This is a genomic window from Dyella sp. (assembly GCF_051954575.1).
GTDB lineage: Bacteria > Pseudomonadota > Gammaproteobacteria > Xanthomonadales > Rhodanobacteraceae > Dyella_B.
In genome coordinates this window covers 1-17,010 of sequence record NZ_JBQCHP010000111.1, presented here as the reverse complement: position 1 = coordinate 17,010, position 17,010 = coordinate 1, and the positions used below count along the sequence as shown (strand labels likewise).

19 protein-coding genes are annotated in these 17,010 nt (G+C 59.4%); 10 read left to right on the top strand and 9 right to left on the bottom strand.

Going from position 1 to position 17,010, the window contains the following annotated elements; genetic code table 11:
* The first annotated feature begins 43 nt into the window (after positions 1-43).
* The gene (locus tag ACTHNE_RS15045; protein WP_440269675.1) at positions 44-1,450 is read left to right on the top strand and encodes a hypothetical protein; all 1,407 of its coding nucleotides are present in this window, start codon (positions 44-46) and stop codon (positions 1,448-1,450) included.
* Positions 1,451-1,569: 119 nt separating this feature from the next.
* On the opposite strand, the gene ACTHNE_RS15040 is transcribed toward ACTHNE_RS15045, so the two are convergent.
* The 5 genes from ACTHNE_RS15040 to ACTHNE_RS15020 form a co-directional block, all read right to left on the bottom strand.
* Entirely contained in the window at positions 1,570-1,743 is a 174-nt protein-coding gene (locus ACTHNE_RS15040; protein WP_440269674.1) for a hypothetical protein, read from the bottom strand.
* A 10-nt stretch (positions 1,744-1,753) separates the two neighbouring features.
* Positions 1,754-2,239 (bottom strand): hypothetical protein, encoded by a 486-nt coding sequence (locus ACTHNE_RS15035; RefSeq protein ID WP_440269673.1) that lies wholly within the window; start codon positions 2,237-2,239, stop codon positions 1,754-1,756.
* Positions 2,240-2,474: 235 nt separating this feature from the next.
* Positions 2,475-3,365 (bottom strand): leucine-rich repeat domain-containing protein, encoded by an 891-nt coding sequence (locus tag ACTHNE_RS15030; protein ID WP_440269672.1) that lies wholly within the window; start codon positions 3,363-3,365, stop codon positions 2,475-2,477.
* On the bottom strand, positions 3,298-3,639 hold the full coding sequence (locus ACTHNE_RS15025) for a hypothetical protein (RefSeq protein WP_440269671.1): 342 nt from the start codon (positions 3,637-3,639) through the stop codon (positions 3,298-3,300). The genes ACTHNE_RS15030 and ACTHNE_RS15025 overlap by 68 nt, the downstream gene beginning before the upstream one ends.
* Before the next feature lie 22 nt (positions 3,640-3,661).
* The gene (locus ACTHNE_RS15020; protein ID WP_440269670.1) at positions 3,662-4,549 is read right to left on the bottom strand and encodes an SDR family oxidoreductase; all 888 of its coding nucleotides are present in this window, start codon (positions 4,547-4,549) and stop codon (positions 3,662-3,664) included.
* Between the two features lie 93 nt (positions 4,550-4,642).
* On the opposite strand from ACTHNE_RS15020, the gene ACTHNE_RS15015 reads away from it, so the two are divergent.
* Positions 4,643-5,470, top strand: a complete 828-nt coding sequence (locus tag ACTHNE_RS15015; protein ID WP_440269669.1) for a helix-turn-helix transcriptional regulator — start codon at positions 4,643-4,645, stop codon at positions 5,468-5,470.
* 65 nt (positions 5,471-5,535) lie between these two features.
* Here ACTHNE_RS15015 and ACTHNE_RS15010 read toward each other — a convergent pair whose 3' ends face one another.
* Positions 5,536-5,877 (bottom strand): ArsR/SmtB family transcription factor, encoded by a 342-nt coding sequence (locus ACTHNE_RS15010; RefSeq protein WP_440269668.1) that lies wholly within the window; start codon positions 5,875-5,877, stop codon positions 5,536-5,538.
* 81 nt (positions 5,878-5,958) lie between these two features.
* Here ACTHNE_RS15010 and ACTHNE_RS15005 point away from each other — a divergent pair, with 81 nt between their 5' ends.
* From ACTHNE_RS15005 to ACTHNE_RS14995, 3 genes are all read left to right on the top strand, one after another.
* Positions 5,959-7,056: an NADH:flavin oxidoreductase/NADH oxidase gene (locus ACTHNE_RS15005; RefSeq protein WP_440269667.1), complete on the top strand. Its 1,098-nt coding sequence runs from the start codon at positions 5,959-5,961 to the stop codon at positions 7,054-7,056.
* Between the two features lie 225 nt (positions 7,057-7,281).
* A complete protein-coding gene (locus ACTHNE_RS15000; protein ID WP_324938112.1) occupies positions 7,282-7,545 on the top strand; it encodes a hypothetical protein in 264 nt (87 codons plus the stop codon).
* Between the two features lie 177 nt (positions 7,546-7,722).
* Positions 7,723-9,954 carry a DUF2167 domain-containing protein gene (locus ACTHNE_RS14995; RefSeq protein WP_324938115.1) on the top strand — a complete coding sequence of 744 codons (2,232 nt, stop codon included), beginning with the start codon at positions 7,723-7,725 and terminating at the stop codon, positions 9,952-9,954.
* A 185-nt stretch (positions 9,955-10,139) separates the two neighbouring features.
* Here ACTHNE_RS14995 and ACTHNE_RS14990 read toward each other — a convergent pair whose 3' ends face one another.
* The gene (locus tag ACTHNE_RS14990) at positions 10,140-10,457 is read right to left on the bottom strand and encodes a hypothetical protein (protein WP_324938119.1); all 318 of its coding nucleotides are present in this window, start codon (positions 10,455-10,457) and stop codon (positions 10,140-10,142) included.
* Positions 10,458-10,652: 195 nt separating this feature from the next.
* On the opposite strand from ACTHNE_RS14990, the gene ACTHNE_RS14985 reads away from it, so the two are divergent.
* Positions 10,653-11,366 carry an rRNA pseudouridine synthase gene (locus tag ACTHNE_RS14985; protein WP_324938122.1) on the top strand — a complete coding sequence of 238 codons (714 nt, stop codon included), beginning with the start codon at positions 10,653-10,655 and terminating at the stop codon, positions 11,364-11,366.
* 98 nt (positions 11,367-11,464) lie between these two features.
* Here ACTHNE_RS14985 and ACTHNE_RS14980 read toward each other — a convergent pair whose 3' ends face one another.
* On the bottom strand, positions 11,465-11,908 hold the full coding sequence (locus ACTHNE_RS14980; protein WP_324938125.1) for a winged helix-turn-helix transcriptional regulator: 444 nt from the start codon (positions 11,906-11,908) through the stop codon (positions 11,465-11,467).
* Between the two features lie 102 nt (positions 11,909-12,010).
* Between ACTHNE_RS14980 and ACTHNE_RS14975 the strand changes: the two genes are divergently transcribed.
* The 3 genes from ACTHNE_RS14975 to ACTHNE_RS14965 all read left to right on the top strand — a co-directional run bounded on the left by ACTHNE_RS14975 (position 12,011) and on the right by ACTHNE_RS14965 (position 14,622).
* The gene (locus tag ACTHNE_RS14975; RefSeq protein WP_324938130.1) at positions 12,011-12,826 is read left to right on the top strand and encodes an oxidoreductase; all 816 of its coding nucleotides are present in this window, start codon (positions 12,011-12,013) and stop codon (positions 12,824-12,826) included.
* A gap of 66 nt (positions 12,827-12,892) precedes the next feature.
* Positions 12,893-13,894: an NADP-dependent oxidoreductase gene (locus tag ACTHNE_RS14970; RefSeq protein ID WP_324938133.1), complete on the top strand. Its 1,002-nt coding sequence runs from the start codon at positions 12,893-12,895 to the stop codon at positions 13,892-13,894.
* Positions 13,895-13,920: 26 nt separating this feature from the next.
* On the top strand, positions 13,921-14,622 hold the full coding sequence (locus ACTHNE_RS14965; protein WP_324938136.1) for an SDR family oxidoreductase: 702 nt from the start codon (positions 13,921-13,923) through the stop codon (positions 14,620-14,622).
* Positions 14,623-14,785: 163 nt separating this feature from the next.
* Here the strand turns inward: ACTHNE_RS14965 and ACTHNE_RS14960 are convergent, their stop codons facing one another.
* Positions 14,786-15,985, bottom strand: coding sequence for an acyltransferase family protein (locus ACTHNE_RS14960; protein ID WP_324938139.1), 1,200 nt, complete (start codon positions 15,983-15,985; stop codon positions 14,786-14,788).
* A gap of 144 nt (positions 15,986-16,129) precedes the next feature.
* Here ACTHNE_RS14960 and ACTHNE_RS14955 point away from each other — a divergent pair, with 144 nt between their 5' ends.
* Positions 16,130-17,005: a LytTR family DNA-binding domain-containing protein gene (locus ACTHNE_RS14955; RefSeq protein ID WP_324938143.1), complete on the top strand. Its 876-nt coding sequence runs from the start codon at positions 16,130-16,132 to the stop codon at positions 17,003-17,005.
* Positions 17,006-17,010: the final 5 nt, after the last annotated feature.

Here is a 17,010-nt window from a genome sequence, read left to right as displayed (position 1 = left end):
GTTACCAAGGTAGGCAGCAACTCGAAGAGCGGGAGCTACGCACATGGCCAATAGCCTGTTGAAAAAGATTAAATTCTGTTCCGTCGCAATTCTTCTGGGAGATTTTTTAACGGCCAGCGCGCAGACAAGTCTATCTTCGCCGGTATCCGTGGGTTCGTCACTAAGTCCAAATATCACTGTGCCGGTTAGCACATCGGCCACCACAACGAGTGGCTCAACAATAATCGCTGTAAACAATCCTGCCGGCATATCCGCTGGCATGGGAATATACGGCCAATTCGTAGGTTTTTGCTCTCAAGCAATTGCAGGATATGTCAATGCTTATGTAACTGCAGTCAGTGGCAATGCCGTCACCATGAGTTGTCCGGCGACGTCTACCAACACGTCATTGGTTCCTGTGCAGTTTGGCCAGCAGCGTTTCGATACCGCGTCTACGCTTCTTTCGAACAGCATCGGTGCGTATTACGTCAAGATAGGTAGCGCATCTCAAGGCAATTCAGCCGCATGGCTGGATCAAGTTTCAGCGGGACAAGATTATAAAGCGACCTCCGCTCTGCAAGTCGTCGCCCCACCTGGGGGTGGCTATGGGATTACTACAGCCGCGCGCTCTTCTGATGCGACAGGTGGTGCAGCCGCCTTCCCATTTCAGAGCATCCTTCTTTTGGATTCTTGGCCAAATACCAATTACGGCTCCGAGAACGCGTACCTTCAAGATAACCTTGCATCCGCGACAGATAACCGCCAACTGCATATTCAAATGGAGCAGTCCATCAATAGCCTTTGGACTACCCGCGGAGAGAATCCGTATTCGATTAATCAAGTAGGTCAAACCATTCTGCATAGATATGATTGCGGTACAGGCCAGGCTGCAGCGCCATTCCCTAACAATTGCACGTCGGCAATCGACATTGTTAACAACGGTGCTCAGCTAGAAAATGGCATTGTGGTATCAAGTAACGCACTTGATACGACAAGTGGATTTGGCTCTGTTCTTAGCATGCCTATGTCCAATGGGCTTATATGGTTTTCTTCGGCAAGTCAGTACTCGGCAACAATTTCCTCAAAATCTCCAGGCATGCTCGACATCAATGTTCCGAAGACGGGATCGGGCATTCGCTTGAATGGATCCTTATTGGTTTCTGCACAAGTCCCAACGATCAGCTCCGGCTTTGGCTCAGGAGCATCAATTGGCCCTAGTAACGGTACCGCCGCATTCCGCATAATCGTGGGCCAATCACCGGGGGTTGGCGGTACTTTAGCGATGCCTGCCGCCCCGAATGGATGGGTATGTGAGGGCTATGATCTTTCACAGATTAACTCATCAGCCTTTTATTTTCGGGAAACGGCGTACACATCAATCTCGGTCACCATGGCTATGTACAACACTTCTGGCGCCCAATCGAACATTGTCGAGGGAGACACGATCGTCATGAAATGTACACCGTTCTAACACGCCCTAGCGCGAAACGTGGGGAAACCTCAGGAACGGAGGTAGTTAAACTGGATATGCCGGCTCGCTTTTCCGTATCAGCATCTCGCTTTAACCACCACCCGCCCGTTACCCAAGGATTACTTGGCTTCCTTCGCAGCCTTCAATTTCGACGACAGCGATTGAACGAAGATAAGGTCGGTAGCGGCGTCCTCCATGTCTTCGCCTTCTTGTTCCAGGAGCGCCTGCTCATATTTCCGAAGCGATAGCAGAAGATAGGTCAGTTCTTTTGCGGAGAATTCAATGTTAATCATGAATTGTTCCTCAAATGGCCGGACCAACAAAATCGGTCCCTTTTGGAATGAAGGTAATCATTGCAACTAAGCCTAGGAAAGACCGAACAGTCCGCCTCTCAGTCGTTGTAAGTACGCAATGTCCCGGCGGAACGCCGTCATAGACCAGTGAGAGGCCAGTGGGAATCGGCTTGTCTTGTTCGATACCCCACCACGAAATCTTCTTTTTCTTCTTCTTGTCGGCGTTTTTCCAAGTGGCTGCGTCCATGAGAACCAACCCTTCCGGAATCATCCGCTCCAGAAACAATGATATGCCTTGCCCGGGCTCTACCATGAACTTGTCGCCGTCTTCGGGAAGGACGCGACCTTCACCCTTATCGCTTTCGATATCAATATACCGTAGATAGTCAACGTTAGGCTTTTCTGCGGCACCCGATCGAAAAACGTCTCGCGAGAGGTCAACATCTACACCCCAGAGAACAGTTCCCTTTGCGGGAAAAGGCGCTGCACTTGACATACGTGGCTCCATGAGTGATCTCTAGCACGGCACAGGATTGTGCTTGTGCACCAGCATGTAACGCCCAAGCTTTTTACAACTCCGTTCAAGGATAACTTGGACAGCGGCAATCATATGGGGACCAGCTTGCAAAATCATCCTGATACCCGTTCGGTGTCAAGCGGGGCCGCTGGCTCGTTGTGTCGTTGGTACTCCCCTGCATGAAGGACCTGCTCTTTATCCTGCTGTTTGAGGTTCAACCACGAATTCCTCGCTCAGCAACCGCCCGCGATTTCACCTCATTAAACGCCACCTCATGCCGCCCAACCTGCGCGCTATCGCAAAACCGGCAAAAAAGCTTCGCCCCCTTCCCAGTCAACATCACTTTCGAATCCTGCTTGCACTCCGTGCAGCGACTGAACCCAATCCCAGCCAGATCAAGATACGGCTTGAACCAACGACATTGCGTGTCCGGCAGCATCGCCGACAGCCATGCGTACTCAGCCATCGGTAACCGATTTCCCATGTCGAGAAACTCAAGCGCCTGAAGATTCGCCAGTGGCCGCAATGTCTCGACCTTCCACGTATCGAGCGCTAGCGATTTGAGCCAGGTCATCTGGGCAAACGTTTCCAGGGCACCGACATTCTGCCGCGTCCACATACTGCCGGTCACAGCGAGGGATTCGAGCGACGTTAGCCGGGCCAGTGGCGAAAAATCGGTGATCAGTTTGAAATTCTCGATCTCGAGCAGGCGCAAATTCGATAACGCGGAAAATGGTTCGATCGACTCGACTTTGGTTGAGCTGCCGAAGTAGAGATAACGCAGACGCTGCAGATTTCCGATAGCGGATATGTCGCGGACATTGCTCCATTTGATCTGCAGGCATTCGAGGTTCGCCATTTGGCATGCGGCTTCGAACACGGGCGGTGCGACATGCGACCAAAGGCTGAGCCAGCGCACGTTGTGCAGTTCGGGCAGCCGCTCGGACCATTGCTTGATCGCCTGCTTCTTTTCCTTTTCGGAAAGGCGACCAAGATCCCACGAAAGTCGCAGGCGCTCGTTTCCGTCATAGTCGCTGTCATGCGCGATCGACTTCGGCCACTGCGAAACATGGAAGGGATAGGGGTCGATGTTCGTCCAGCGCATGCGTGGCTTCTCTCTCTCGCCTTACGGCCTCACGCCAACAATACTCGTCATTGCATCCACATAGGAGCCGCTCGCTCACCCATAGCGACAGCAATGGCGTGCCGGACACTTCGCTGGTCTTGGGTCGGCGCATCTCGCCGCTGTCGGCGCGGAATACCAGGCCGCCGACATCCAGGATCACATAGGGTTGCCCATGCTCCCGGCCGAGGAGCATCGTCACTTGGCCGGGGATATAGATCAGGTCGCCTACCTGCGCCTGGGCGATGGTCTGCATGCGTACCTAGCGAAGTTGGGATTCAAAAATACGCAGGGTTTTGCATGTCGGCGAGCAGGCTCGGGTGTTCCGGTTTCCAGCCAAGCACCGAGCGTGTGCGTTGGCTGGAACTGGGACAATCGAGGCTGACAAAACGTGCGAACCAGCTGAAATGTTCCGCCGCTTCCTCGGGCGATAGAGAGACCACTGGAATATTCAAGCCGCGGCCAATGGCTTCGGCGATGTCCTTCAATGCAATGCCTTCCTCGGCAATCGCATGGAACGGTCCGCCTTCGGCGCCATGCTCCAACGCAAGTCGAAAGACACGCGCCGCATCAAGCCGATGCACGGCGGGCCATCGATTACGGCCTTCACCCACATACGCCGAGACACCTTTTTCACGTGCAAACTCGACGAGGCGCGGAACAAAGCCGCGATCGCCGATGCCGTGCACCGTCGGTGCAAGACGAACGGTAGCAACGCGCACGCCGCGCGCGGCAAATGCACCGGCCGTAAGCTCAGGCGCGCGAGGAAATGATGCATCGGCAACGCGCGCTGCATCGTCTTCGCTCGCCACACGGCCTGGCGCTAGCAAGGCCACGCCGGACGTCACCACGAACGGACGGCCGGAACCTTCCAGGCTGCTGCCCATCGCCTCGATAGCACGCCGCTCCTGCTCGGAGCTTTCGGCAAACCGGGAAAAGTCATGGTGGAAGGCGGTGTGAATCACCCCGTCCGATTGCGCGGCGCCTTGCCGCAGCACGTCCAGGTCATCCAACGTGCCGCGCAGCACATCAGCGCCCAGCGCCGCGACTTTTTTTGCACCTTCATCGGTGCGCGCCAATCCCAGCACGTGATGACCTGCCGTAAGCAAATCGCTGACAACGGCCGTACCTACCCAGCCACTCGCACCCGTTACAAATACACGCATGAGCATTACTCCAAGGTATCAACGGGTATTACCATGGCGCCCGACGCTGTCGTGGAGAAGTAGTGACCGTATCGTGTTATATCGGCTAACAGGATGAGCGCAGACATCAAGAGTCCCAACCTGCTTGGGACCTACCTCAAAGAGCGCCGCAGCCAGTTGGATCCGGCGGCATTCGGCTTCGCCACGAAACGCCGCCGCACGTCAGGCCTGCGTCGTGAAGAGGTGGCGCAGCGAGCCCATATCAGCGTTGCCTGGTACACGTGGCTGGAACAAGGCCGGGGCGGCGCACCGTCGGCGGATGTGCTCGATCGCATCGCCCAAGCCTTGATGTTGACGCATGCCGAACGCGAGTATGTCTTTTTGCTGGGCCTGGGTCGGCCGCCGGAAGTGCGGTATCAGCAACGCGATGGGGTTACGCCGCGATTGCAGCACGTGCTCGATCGCCTTCTTCCAAGCCCTGCGTTCATTCGGACCGCCGCTTGGGACATTGTGGCATGGAATCGGGCAGCCACCCTGGTGCTGGCCGATTACGGCGCGTTGCCGCCCGAAGAACGCAATGTGCTCAAGCATATTTTTCTGGATACGCGGGTACGCGACGCGCAGCACCATTGGGAAAGCGCAGCCCGCTTTGTGGTAAGTGCATTTCGTGCGGATGTGGCGCGTGCAGGCGCGGCTTCGGCGGTCAACAATCTGGTCAAGGAACTATGCCGGCGAAGTGCGGACTTCGAGAGGCTGTGGCACGAAAACCACGTTCATACGCACGGCGAAGCGATCAAGCACATCAAACATCCTGTAATCGGACCCTTCTCCTTCGAATACTCGGCGTTCGCCATCGATGGTCGATCGGACCTGAGCATGGTGGTTTATAACCCTGCCACCCAGGCGGATGTGGAGAAGATAGAGAGCCTGCTTCGCGGATAGCCAATCCGGAATAAGGGTGGGCGCGCAGCGAGGTGGAAGCAAAAATAAACCCAGCCAGCACCGCGTCAACGCTTACGCCTGGGTTTCCCCGCGCGCGCACTGCTTGCTTCCGTTTGCGCAAGCACCGCATCCATCAATCCCGGAAAGCGCGCATTGAGTTCGTCCAGGCGCAACCGGTTCTGGTGATTGGTGCCTTCGGCTTGCGTATGCACCAGCCCCGCATCGCGCAGGATGCGGAAGTGGTGGGACATGCTCGATTTGGGACGGCCGCCGTCCAGCTCGCCGCAGGTGGCCATTTCCACGCGCGCCAGGTGCTGCACGATTTCCAGACGGATGGGGTCGCTGAGCGCGTGGAAAATCCGCTCGAGCGTCAGCTGATCGGGGGTAGGGTGTTTGTACGGTCGCATCTGGCGAATGGTAAGGCTTTTGATCTTTGTTTTACAGTTCGATTATTATCGAACTATCGTAACGATCACCGGGAGTCATCCATGTCCGCCTTGTTCGAGCCGCTCAAACTCAAGGGCGTTACCTTGCGCAACCGTATCGCCGTGCCGCCGATGTGCCAGTACACGGCCCAAGACGGGTTGATCAATGATTGGCATCGTGTGCACTTGGCAGGCCTCTCGCGCGGCGGTGCCGGCCTTGTCATCGTGGAAGCCACGGCCGTATCGCCAGAAGGGCGCATCACGCCCGGTTGCACCGGCTTGTGGACCGACGAGCAGGCCCAGGCATTCGTGCCGGTGGTCGATGCCATCAAGGCCGCGGGTGCGGCGCCTGGCATCCAGATCGGCCATGCCGGCCGCAAGGCCAGCGCGAACCTGCCGTGGGAGGGCGATAACCATATGCCCGAGGGCGATGCGCGCGGCTGGCCAACCATCGCGCCCTCGGCGATCGCCTATGGCGCGCATTTGCCGAAAGTGCCGCGCGCGATGAGCGTGGAAGACATCGCGCGCGTACGTGCCGATTTCGTCGCCGCCGCCAGGCGCGCTCGCGATGCCGGCTTCCAATGGCTGGAACTGCATTTCGCGCACGGCTATCTGGGCCAGAGTTTTTTCTCCGTGCATTCCAACCAGCGCGACGATCGTTATGGCGGCAGCCTGGAAAACCGCAGCCGCTTCCTGCAGGAAACGCTGTCCGCGGTGCGCGAGGTGTGGCCGGAGCATCTGCCGCTTGCCGCGCGCTTCGGCGTGATCGAGTACGACGGGCGTGACGAGGAAACGCTGGCCGAATCCATCGAACTGGCGAAGGGCTTCAAGCAGCATGGCCTGGACCTGCTCAATGTCAGCGTCGGCTTTTCCACGCCCACCGCCACCATTCCATGGGCGCCCGCCTTCCTGGCGCCGATCGCCGAACGGGTGCGTCGCGAGGCGAATATCCCGGTGGCGTCAGCCTGGGGCATCGACACGCCTGAACTGGCCCAGCGCGTCGTCCAGGATGGCCAGCTCGACCTGGTGATGGTCGGCCGTGCGCATCTGGCCGATCCGCATTGGCCGTACAAGGCCGCGCGTGCGTTGGGTGTGGAACGCGCGTCGTGGACGCTGCCTGCGCCTTATGCGCATTGGCTGGAGCGTTACAAGGTCGCGTGAGGTGCAATGGTACTGACTTAAGCATCGTCGCCCCGGCGGACGCCGGGCCTGGTGACTTTGAGAGCCTAAAGAGTCGCTGGCTCTCGACCTTCGCCCACTGCTGTCCGAGAAAAATGAGGCTCTTCAAAAAAGCGCCACACGCAGCTTGATGCCGACAGATTTTCAGAAAATTTAACGCTACCGATTCGCTGGGATGACGCCAGTGCAATTTTGAGAAAATGCAGCATGAAATTCACCGACAAGTACGTGTTTCCAGAAGAGCGCTTCGCTGTGGGTATCGAGGAGACCACCGGCAAGTACTACCTCTCCATTCCGGTGGCGAATTCTTATGTGGAATACGAGGAGTATTACGAGATGGACCCTGATCAATACCAGGCGTGCCCGGCCAATCTGGATCAGTTGAAAGAGATGGCGGCAAAAAGCCGTGCCAGGCAGAATGATGCGAAACTGATGGTGAAGCCGGGTAGGCTGCGCGGCAGTCCGGTGTAATGAGCTCTGGTAAAGGGCCGGTAGCGGGCCAGCGTTAGTCAATGAGTTGGGTGAAAATGGCCGGTGTGTCGTGGATGACACGGTACAGAAGTGCTAGGGGACACGTCTTTCGATAAGGAAAGTCCGATGCTGAAACGCTTGCGCGTTTACGGAACAGTTTGTTTTTACGCATGCAGCTTGGCCGCCTTCGCCGACGTCAGTCCGGCCCCGCCACAGGAACAGGCCGCGCCCGTTCTGTTTCCCGTTTGCGCCATGGTCTTCGACCATCGCTGCGGTTTGCTCGATCGCAGCGGGCATTGGGCGGTGGAGCCGCACTACGGTGAGCTCTTTGCCAGCGACGATAACTGGATCGCCACCACGCCGGCAGGGCGTGCGGGCGTGCTCGACGCGCAAGGACATCAACTGATCGCGCCGCGCTTTCAAACCATCGGGCGCTTTCACAATGGCGTGGCACCGGCAACGTTGTTCAGTGACGACCACTACGGCTACATCGACACCCTGGGACATTGGGTGCTTTCGCCCCGTTTTGAATTGGCTGGCGACTTTGTCGACGGCATTGCCGCGACGGCCACCGAGGCGGCCGGTCAATGGCGCTATAGCTATATCGACCCTCAAGCGCATCAAGCCGTGCCGGGTAGTTACGAGCGGGCGGCAGGCTTCCAGTTCGGTCTTGCCGAGATTTCGCGTGGCGAGGGCGACGAGCTGGAAGTCGCCTTGATCGACCGGCAGGGAAAGCTCGTGGTGCCATGGGGCCATCGCTATGGTCTTCAGCCGCTCATGCCCAATCGCGTGCTGGATACCTCCGAGCACGCTTTGATCCTGCGCGATGGTAAAGGGCAGGTGATCTTCCAGGCGAAGGGCGGCAGCGAGCCGGCCGAAGGGCGCCTGTTCTATAGCCTGGATGGCCAAAGCCTGGGCCTGCTCGATATCGAAGCCGGCAAACCGCTGGTGGCGCCGCGCCCAGACTGGCGAGGCTGGTATGCCGGCTACGGTTTTTCCGACGGCCTGGCATGGATCTGTTCGGCACAATCGTGCGATGACCACATGCTGATGCTGGTCGATCGGCAAGGCCAGGTCGTGCTGCCTGCGGCGAAGTATGAGGACGTTCGGCCCTTTGTGGCGGGCGTGGCGCCAGTCAAATACCCAGGCAAGGCTTGGCAGTTGATTGACCAGCACGGTCATGCACTGACGCCGCCACTTTATGACGGCACGCTCGAGCCAGCCTGGGAATCAAGCCCGCAAACGCCGCGCTCTGGTGATATCTGGCTGATTTCAACCGATGACGAAAAAAGCGGAGGACGCACCCAACATTGGCTTGATGCGCATGGTCGCACGCTGGCCACTGTCGAAAGCGTGGCCTGTGGTGTGGAAGTAGTGCGCAATGGTGCGGGGCAAATCATCTGGCCGCGTGATCTGGATGCTACCTGCGCCGTGAAGCATAAAGAGGCGGATGTATCCGATCCTGCGGACGCCCAAGTATCAGCCGAACGCATTGCTGCAATCGAGCATGCCAAGGCCCAGGATGTGGTCGATGGAGAAGTGGATGTGATGCAACGGGAGACCGGGCGACATGTCTTGCCGATGCTGGCCGGTCCACCGAGCGATTTGTGGAATGATCCGAACTGGCAACATGGTCCGGCTACTGTGCGTCTTGACGGCGCGGCTTCCTTGGCATTGCCCGAGGGGTATCGATATTTGCCGCCTGCGGCGGTGCGCGGTCTGCGCGATCGCCTCGCTGCGGCGCGCCTGCTGAGCGCCGATAACGGGGACGTACCGCTTGCCTTGTTGGCCCCGGACGACGCCACATGGAGCATGAGCGTGGTGTTGCTGCCGCAAGGACATGTCAGTACCCAATATGTGGATTTCGACGCCGAGCAATTGCGGCAGATCATGCAGGTGCGCAGCACCAATATCCTTGCCCAGCTTTCCAACCCGCACCCGACTTTGCACAACATCACCTGGGTACACCCGCCGCGTTGGGATGCCGATGCGCATCGCCTGGCATGGAGCTATGAAGACTTCACCATGGGCGGCAGTCTGCAAAGCACCATCTATCTCACCGCCGTCACGCTGGGGCGCCGGGCGACGCTGGGCATGCAGATCGAACTCGGCGGCGCGTACGCCAAAGACCGTGCGCTGATCGCGCAGGAAGCCTTCGACAAGCTGGTCAAAGGTGTCAGCTTTGACGCAGGCGAAACCTACGCCGATGCGCAGCCGGGCGACCCGGCAGCGGCACTTGGCCTGAGCGAATACGTCACGGGGCCTGCGACCAAGGAGGAACAGGAGCTGCCGAAGAAATTGGAGCGCAAACGCCTGCGGGATTTTTGGTACACCGTGGTGGAGCGTGTCGTGCCGACGTTGGGCCTTGCGTTGATAGGATTGGGGGCGCGAAAAAAATTCAAGAAATAAGCTGCAAACCGCTCGCTTCTTCCAAGCCCCCGAATGGCCGCAAGCTGCGGGTCAAGCATTATCGGGCCACAGTGCTTGCTGTTAGTGCATCGCGGCACGCTGTCGCCAACCATGCATGTTCTTTGAGGGGGTGCAGGGCACGAGTGCAGCAAGGGCTGCCAGTCTTGCAAAGGGCATCCATGAAACTATGCGCGGTCCCACTCCACTTCGATGGCATCTTTATTGAGCAGCCCTTGCCAATAGTTGCCGAGCCGTACCTGGGCGCCGCGCTTGCTGCGCATACTTGGGTCGTACACCGTCACCTGAGTCAGGCCTTGTTTTCCGCTGGTGTTGACCAGCATCGCCAGGGATTGAAAGATCGACGTTTTACACTTCAGCAGCTTCAAGCCATTGGCAGCGGCCCATTCGCGCAGCACCGCGCGCTGCCGTCGCGCTTCCCAGTAAACCGCCAATTCAATAGCAAGCAGAGCCAGCCCTAAAAAAAGATGCGTGTACGTTTGCACGGTTTTCCCCTGTTGCTGCTGGGTATTCTTTTCTCTGCGGTGAACGGATGATAGGCAAAAGGCGCGTGGCTGCCAAACTGCCGCGGTGCTTGATGGATGTCACGCGGGCCAGCCGAACTTCCGGGCCGGGGCTGGTTAAGTAGACTTGATCACCTACTGAGCCCTCCCGGGTTCTCCCGCTTCCAGGCCACGCCGATGACCGAACCTGTTCGCCTCGCCAAACGTATTGCCGCCATGACCCAGTGCTCGCGGCGCGAGGCCGAGATGTATATCGAAGGCGGCTGGGTGCGCGTGGATGGCCAAGTCGTGGAAGAGCCGCAGTTCAAGGTGCGGGAAGATCAGCTGGTCAAGATCGATCCGCACGCCGAACTCGTGCCGCCCGAGCCGGCAACGCTTTTATTGCACAAGCCGGCGGGTCTTACCGTTGAGCAGGCTCGCGCCCTGATCAGCACACAAAGCCATGCCGGGGACGACGCTTCCGGCGTGCGCATGTTGAAGCGTCACTTCGTCCGACTGGAATCGCCGCTGCCGCTGCCTGATAACGCCAGTGGCCTGCTGGTGTTCACGCAGGACTGGCGCGTCAAGCGGCACCTGGAAGAAGACGTCGCCCGCATCGAGCAGGAGTTGGTGGTTGAGGTCGCCGGAACACTGGCGCCGAACGGCCTTGCCTTGCTCAACCATGGGCTCAGTTTCAACAACTATGCGTTGCCGCCGATCAAAGTGAGCTGGCAAAACGAAACCCATCTGCGCTTTGCGTTGAAGCGGATCGCGCCGGAGATGGTCGAGCGCATGTGTCAGGCGGTGGGGCTCAAGGTGCTGTCGATCAAGCGCATTCGCATCGGTCGCGTTCCGATGTCGCGCCTTCGGGTAGGGCAATGGCGTTATCTCGCTGGCACCGATCGGTTCTGATCGCCGCCTGGAGACGCCTTCCATCACTGAGGTGCAGGTAGTCAAGTCGCCTAACGACCCCGCGCGTTGATTAGCAAAAGCAGCCGAGCTTCGCATCGTCACATTTCGTCCGGTGTAACAACGCGTATCGGCCGCGTCCCGATCTTGGCGCCCGTCACCTCATCGATGGCCACCGCCTTGATCTCGGTGCCTGTTTCCGCGTCGAGAAAGCGCGTCAGCTTGCCGCCCCCGCGGTATTGGCGTCCCCACGCGCCGATCATGAACAGCACGGGCAGGAAATCGCGGCCAGCAGGTGTCAGCAGGTATTCCTCGCGCGGTGGATGCTCCGAGTAGCGGTGTTTCTCCAGCAATCCCTCCTCGGTCAACGTTGCCAGCCGCTTGGTCAGGATCGTCGGCGCGATACCCAGGCTTTTGCGGAATTGGTCAAAGCGCGTAAGGCCGGCATGGGCGTCCCGCAAGATCAAGATGCTCCACCCGTCGCCTGCGAAAGCCAGGCTACGTGCAATGGGGCAGGGCTCATTGGAAAAATTTTCGTCGTTCATATCATTTTGATAGTGACTTACTTTCGAATCGATAGTATAGTCGGTTTCAAATCGATAGTAACTGTTGACCACGGATGGCCCACTTCACATGGGTTTTGAACGATGAACAAGAACGGCATGGGTATCGCCCTCGTCACGGGGGCCTCTTCGGGCATTGGCGAGGCCACGGCGCACGGGCTCGCCAAGGCGGGCTACACCGTCTTCGGCACCAGCAGGCGTGCTGGGCTAGCGGGGCAGCGATCGTTCGAGGTTTTGCCTCTCGATGTCACCCAGGATGAATCCGTCGAGGCGTTCGTCGGGGAGGTCATTAAGCGTGCCGGACGTATCGATTTGCTCGTGAACAACGCCGGCTTCGGCGTTGCGCCAGCGGCTGCGGAAGAAAGTTCCATCGCGCAGGCGCAGGCGATCTTCGATACGAACTTCATGGGCATCGTCCGGATGACGCGTGCCGTTGTTCCCCACATGCGACAACAAGGTAGCGGTCGCATCATCAACATCGGCTCCGTGCTCGGTTTCCTGCCCATGCCGTACATGGCTCTGTATTCCGCCAGCAAGCACGCGGTTGCGGGTTATTCGGAGGCGCTCGATCACGAGTTGCGCACGATGGGCATTCGAGTCTCTGTCGTCGAGCCCGCTTATATCAATACGCCGTTCGATGCGAATGTGATGAAACCCGATGCTCCTCTCGATCTGTATCACGAGGTCCGTGCGAGTGTCGGCAGGCGCGTAAAAGAAGTTGTCGCCAGTGCGGACGGCCCTGAAATGGTCGCGAAGATGGTGCTGAAGGCGGCGAGATCGAGCCACCCGGAGATCCGTTATGCACCGGGAGCGGCCAGCCGCTTGCGATGGCTGCGCCGCTTTGCGCCGGCCAGTGTGCTGGATGCGGGCGTTCGAAAAGACTTGCGGCTCGAAGCATAGGCCGCATCCATGCCCGGTCCTGGGCAGGCTGTGAACTGGTTCGATCATCTGCGAGAAAAAAGCACCATGAAGGCATTCATCATTGATCGGTACGGCAAGACGGATCCGATGCGGCTTGGTCAGGTGCCAGAGCCCACCTTGCGGGACGACGACGTGCTGGTCGAGATTCACGCCGCAGCCGTAAACGTGCTGGATTCCAAAATCAAAAGCGGCGAGTTCAAGCTGATCCTTCCTTATCGTCTGCCGCTGGTGCTGGGCCATGACGTAGCCGGAGTCGTCACTCGCGTTGGTTTGCGCGTTCGGCAATTCAAGCCAGGCGATGAAGTCTATGCGCGGCCGGCCGACCGCCGCATCGGCACCTTTGCGCAATGCATTGCCGTGAATGAAAACGATGTCGCGCTTAAACCCAAGAACCTCAGCATGGAAGAAGCCGCATCGATCCCGCTGGTCGGCTTGACGGCATGGCAGGCATTGGTCGAAAGAGCCCATTTGAAGAAGGGGCAGAAGGTCTTCATCCAGGCGGGGTCCGGTGGCGTTGGCACCTTCGCCATTCAATTGGCCAAGCATGTCGGGGCCACGGTTGCCACCACCACGAGCAGCTTCAACATCGACCTGGTGAAGCGCCTCGGCGCAGACATCGTCGTCGACTACAAAAAGGACGATTTTGAGAAGGTGTTGCAGAACTACGACGTAGTCCTGCATAGCCAGGATGCGGCGGCACTTGAGAAATCCCTGCGTGTGCTTGCGCCTGGCGGAGCCCTCATCTCCATTTCCGGCCCCCCTGATCCCGCGTTTGCACAGGCAATCGGCGCATCGTGGTTCATGGGTGCGATCGTCCGCCTGCTGAGTTTCGGCGCCAGAAAAAAAGCGACTCAGCGCAGCCTGACGTATTCGTTCCTCTTCATGAGAGCCAGCGGACACCAACTGGGCGAGATCACCCGGCTCATCGAAGCGGGGGCCATCCGTCCCGTCATTGATCGGGTCTTTCCATTCGACTCGACCAACGAAGCCCTGGCCTACGTCGAAGCAGGCCGCGCGAAGGGCAAGGTTGTCATCAAGGTCAAGTAAGACTTTCCCCCATTCCTGGAGTTGCTATGAAAATTGAAGACGCGGTTGTTCTTGTCAGCGGAGCCAATCGCGGCATTGGACTGGCGTTCGTGCGTGAGTTGATGGCTCGAGGTGCGCGCAAGGTCTACGCGGGAACGCGTGACCTCGAAGCTGTCCTGCCGCCCGGCGTTCATCCTGTTCGACTCGACGTTACCAAGCCCGATGACGTGGCGGCAGCTGCAGCGTTGGCGTCGGACGTGACGCTCGTGATCAACAATGCCGGCATTGCCCAGCCCGGCGGCTTTTTTGCACCGGACAGCGAAGACGTCGCGCGGCGTATCTTCGAGACCAATTTCTTTGCCGTTTTGCGCATGAGCAAGGCCTTTGCGCCAATTCTCAAAGCCAACGGCGGCGGCGCCTTGCTCAATGTTTTGTCGGTCGCCTCGTGGGTGAACGGCGGCGAATTGGCTGCTTATTCGGCCAGCAAGTCCGCCGCATGGTCGCTCACCAATGGCCTGCGCAACGAGTTGGTGGCGCAGAAGACGCAGGTGCTGGCTTTGCACATGGCCTACGTCGATACCGATCTCACGCGCGGGTTCGATGTACCGAAGTCCAGTCCCGAAGAGATCGTCAAGCGCGCGCTCGACGGACTCGAAGCAGGTCTCGATGAAGTGCTGGCCGATGAGCTCACCCAGCAGGTGAAGCAGGGCATGACGGCGGCCAGGCCCAGCTATCTAGCTCAGGTCTGATGTCAATGGCACAACTTGGCGTGTGCCGCTCTGTGCTCCATCTCCCCGGAGGGGAGAGGGAGTAGATCGCGATACATTCCATTCCGCGCGCAGAAAGAGCAGGGGCCGGAGAATATCCGGCCCTTATTGGTTCGCGCAGGAGGCGCAACTATCCGTTGCGGCATCAGGCAATGTCGTCAGCAATGCGCTGTGTCATCGGCATTGACGCGATAGCCGTCGCACGCGGCATCGCCTCCATCCCAAACATCGGCCGCAACCAGCGCACGCGCCGGATCACGCACTCATGCAACACCGCGCATCCGCCGATCGTGCAAACGATGATCAACGCCGGCTCCAGCACCGGCCCCAACCCCAGCGGCATCAACTGCCACGCGAACAACAGCAGCAGACTCTGGTGCAGCACATACCACGGATACACCGCATCACGCGCATACGGTAGCCAGCGGAACGGACGGTTGAGATAGGCGTGGCCCCAGCCGAGCACGGTGCAGATCGCCGTCCACAAGTACGCGTAGCGCAGCGCATGCACCACCCACCATACCGCTGCCGGCGCCGAGTCGGGCAGCAGGCGGATGCCGGCGAGGTAAAGCGCGAAGCAAGCCAGCGCCGATGGCAGCGAGATGCGGCGCAACCGTGCCAGTTCCGACCAGATGCCGGCGTCGGTGCCGAGCAGGTAGCCATACAAAAACATGCTGAAGTAGAGCGCGTGTGCGTACCAGTCGCCCCACAGCGCGCCGGTGAACGGATAGCGGTCGGCCAACAGGCGATCCCACACGAACAGCGGGATGGCTGGCAGCACCAATAGTGCGGGGCCACGCAGTTGCAGGATGGCGGCGCGCAGGCGTTGGCCGGTCGGGGATTCCAGCAACGGCAATAGCGCCATCAGCAGCATCGTATAGACCCACAGGTAGGGCAGGTACCACAGATGGTTCCAGGTGAAGCCGAACTGCCAGCCGGTAAAGGCCCCAGCTGGCCACGGGCCGCCGGTCCAGTAGCGCAACAGGAAGTGGCCGAAGCCGGGCTGCACCAGGTGCGTGGACAGGCCCTGCACGTAGGGCTGGATGGGAATCACCACCAGCATGCCGAACACCAGCGGCAGCAGCAGGCGCACGCTGCGCTTCCAGGCCATGCCCGGCAGGCTGGCGCGGCGGCGCATGAAGTTCACCGCCAGCCCCGAGATCAGAAACAGCAGTTCCATTCGCCAGCGGTTGAGGAACAGCATCGGGTCCTGCAGCCAGGCGGCAGTGTGGCTGCTCTTGAGATGGAAGCCCCAGTCGGCCACGTACAGCATGCTGGCGTGGTAGAGGATCAGCAGTCCGAAGGCGAGGACGCGCAGGGCGTCGATGTCGTAGCGGCGGTTCATGGGGCGGACTCCGTGGCGGGAAAGTGGAGCCAGCTTCGGCGCGCCGGTGCAGTGTGTCGTGCCTCAAGTGATTGTTTGCAGGGCGTTTGTGACGAACGGCGGAGGGCAGGGACGGATGGGGTGGCGTGTGCGTAGAATCCGCGCATGCAAATCTCTCGCGGCTTCGATACCTTCCAGCGCTGGCGGCGTCCGATCGAGGTCGGGTTCTGGATCGCGCTCCTGTCCCTCAACGTGATCTTCAACAGCATCGATACGCGCATCGACCACGCCGGCCGGATTGCGCCCTGGGAGCCTTGGGTATGGGAGGCAAGCAGCGCGCTGGTGATGCTGGCGTTACTGCCGGCGGTGATCTTCGCCGAACGGCGCTGGCCGATCCGCTTCGATACCTGGCGACGCAACCTGCCGCTGCAAGTGCTGCTCAGCGTAGCGTTCAGCCTGATCCACGTCGGCGGCATGATTGCCCTGCGCTGGCTGGCGTATGCCGTCATCGCCGGCTGGCATTACCGGTTCGGGGCGTGGTGGATCAATTTCGGCTACGAGTATCTCAAGGATGTGCGCAGCTACTTCCTGATTATCGGCGTGCTGATGCTTTATCGCCTGTGGCTGCTGCGCCAGCAGGGCGAAGCCAAATTGCTGGTTGCACCGGAAGAAGGGCCACCAGTGGAGCCGGTGGATCGGCCAGATCGCTTTCTGGTGCGCAAGCTGGGCAAGGAGTTTCTGATCAATGCCAGCGAGATCGAATGGCTGCAGGCCGCGGGCAACTACGTGACCCTGCATGTACGCGGGCGCGATTACCCGATGCGCAGCACCATGGCCGGCATCGAGGCGCGATTGGATCCGGCGCGCTTCCTGCGCGTGCATCGCGGGTATTTCATCAACCTCGACTATCTGGTCGAGATCGAGCCGTTGGAAACGGGTGACGCACGATTGCGTTTGCGCGATGGCACGACCGTTCCTTGCAGCCGTCGCTATCGTGCGGCGTTGCGTGAGCGGTATGGGCAGGCGGCTGCGGTGGCGTGAGTAAG